Raw genomic sequence first — 2,703 nt, 5'->3', positions numbered from 1 at the left:
CGAATCGATATAGGACAATTTCATCTTATACAGCTCCCCTTCTTTTAAGCCTGATGCATTGTAAGTGCGCAGGCTAAATTTCCCGTTTGCTTCACTGGAACCGGAAATAAGCGATACCTTTTCACCGGAGCTGTTAAAAAGCTCAAATTGCAGGTTTGACACCTCCCTTTGAGGAAGTTTTAAAGTGATACCTGCCTCGGAAACTGACTTGCTTTGGTCCACAGCTACAATGGCGACCGGGATGTCAGGTTCCTGTTCTATCCCCGTGGGCGCAAACTCCTGTTGGCAGGAATGAAGAAAGCTTATACTCAGCAAAGTCAGAACTTGGTAAAGCTTTCTCATCGGCGGCTAACGGACAGGTTTGTAAACTGACACTGGCATATTGTTGCGTGCTACCAGCCAGAAAACCTCATTGCCTTTTTTGATTGGCTTGATGTCCCTTATCTCGCCATCAAGCACGAACCCGGCACCCACAGGCTGGATTGACTCAAAATTTCCTTTTCCTTTATTCAATAAAATAAGCCCGTAGCTGGAATCATAGCGGCCCTGGAATGTACTCACACCAAGGTAATTTCCGCCTCCAAGAATATCAGGCTTTCCATCTTTATCAATATCCGTAACCACCAGTGTAAATAGCTTGGAAACCTGTGCATTGTACGGCAGATCATGTATTTCAAAACTGCCTCCTTTATTTTCAATGTACACAGACTCAAACTTCTCCACTTCCAGGATCTTCGCGTCACTCAGCTCTTCTGACTTGAAAAGTTCACTGATTGTTTTGCCCGCAAACGTGCGGTAATCCGTAAATCGCTTGTTGATAATGGAAGGAATGCGTTTTCCCAATTCATCTTTGAAAGCGATCGGATACCATTTTTTATCTATGCTATAAGCAACAACCTGTTCAAGTCCCTGGTTGTTATCAAAATCCTTGACCCACATTTTCAGATGCGAATCCGGCCTTTTCCTGAATTTGGTGTTTCTTCCCAGGTTACCAGCTACAAGGTCAATATCTCCGTCCTGATCAAAATCAGCTGCCTGGATGCATTGCCACAAGCCGGCAGGTACCTGATACTGGTCTGCTTTTTCAAGGGTTCCTTTCTTATTAAGGAAAACAGTCACGGGCATCCAGTCACCGGCTACTACCAGGTCCGCTGACTTATCTCCATTGATATCCGCCCAAACCGCGTCTGTCACCATCCCCACTTTCCGGAGATCAGGCGCCACTTTGCTCGTCTGATCGGTAAACCGGCCTTTTCCGTCATTGATCAGAATGTATGAATCCGGCGTCATACCGTATTGAAAAGCCACCACGCGACCACCTACAAACAGATCCAGGTCACCATCTCCGTCTATATCGAATGGTTTGACACAGGATTTGTTCATCAGCATCGGCGGCAGCGCTTTTTCAATTCGTGTAAAATTGCCTTTACCGTCATTGAAATAGATCCTGTCATTTTGCTGCGGCATATTCCCGTAAAATTCATTGCCGCCGGACACCACATACAAATCCTGAAAACCGTCTTTATTTGCGTCAAAAAATACCGCATCCACATCTTCAAAAGTTGAATCTGCCTGAAAGTCGGGCTGCTTGGTCAATGTGAATTTACCGCCTGCCGTTTGCAGGTACAATTCACCGGCCTGCCACTTGCCGCCCCCAATGAACATATCTTCCAGACCGTCACCATTTACATCTGCCACCGCAATCTTCGGCCCTTCCGTGGATACGAGAAACGGCATTAAACTCTCTCGAAAGAAGTCGAAGTACTGATTTTCGAGGTGTTTAAATGGGATGTTAAAGTCTTTGGAAACTTCCTGGAATAACTTGGCAGGACTTTTCTCCACCAGTCCTGAATGGTCTTCGGGTTGCTTGGAAGTAGCATCGTATTTAACTTTTAAAAGCTGATTGGGCTTCACTTGTGTCAGAACCTGCTCCTGCTGGTTAGGCCAGACAATAATGACAGAGTCGATCAAAGTTTCTTTACCCACTCCAAAATGCAGGATCGGCTCACTGGAAGACTCAAATCCGCGCGTCGTGGAAAGCTGCTGCATTTGAATGCCGCCTTTTTGTTTGATCACGACTTTGGTACCAAATGCAAATGTATTCAGCGGAAAACCTTCCGGTTTTACCCGCAGGTAACCATTACCCGCAATTGCATTCGCCTGATTTTGGTAGAATACCGAGGGTTCATTAAGATTATTAGTAACCAAATCCAGGTCACCGTCATTATCCAGATCCGCATACGCAGCACCATTGGAAAGTGATGGCTTTTCGAATCCCCAGCTTAGCGACTTATTTTCATAAACCGGCCCGGTCGCACCTTTGAAAAGATAATTATGCACCTTTCCTTCCGGCATCATCTCCAATGCTTTTTTATCGAGATCAAGGGAAGTTTCGGCGGCATATCTTAAAGAATCGTCGGCAGCATATTTGGCATAATCGAGATTGTTCGGCCGATGCGCAATCCCATTACTTACAAACAGATCTTTGATACCGTCATTATCATAATCGGCCAGCAGCGGCGACCAGCTCCAATCCGTCGCAGCTACACCCGCCATTGCACCAACTTCCATAAACTTTTCACCCGATAGGTTGATTTGAAGGCAATTGCGGCTCAGCTGCGGCATATACCCGAATGAAAGTTTATAGAGGTAAATATCCAATGGATCCTCCCCGATTGACGATTTCTCAATCGTTTCGTCTTC

The 2,703-nt window shown here is 45.8% G+C and carries 2 protein-coding genes; both read right to left on the bottom strand.

Annotated features, from left to right (window positions below):
- A partial coding sequence (locus ACTIE6_RS20940; protein ID WP_439558486.1) for a hypothetical protein occupies nt 1-342 on the bottom strand: 342 nt, incomplete at its 3' end.
- Between the two features lie 6 nt (nt 343-348).
- The coding region (locus ACTIE6_RS20935) for an FG-GAP-like repeat-containing protein (RefSeq protein WP_439558485.1) at nt 349-2,703 on the bottom strand (2,355 nt) is incomplete at its 5' end.

Source organism: Dyadobacter sp. (assembly GCF_051859145.1).
GTDB lineage: Bacteria > Bacteroidota > Bacteroidia > Cytophagales > Spirosomataceae > Dyadobacter.
Note: the sequence above shows the minus strand (reverse complement) of the source record. Positions and strands in the feature narration are given on the sequence as shown.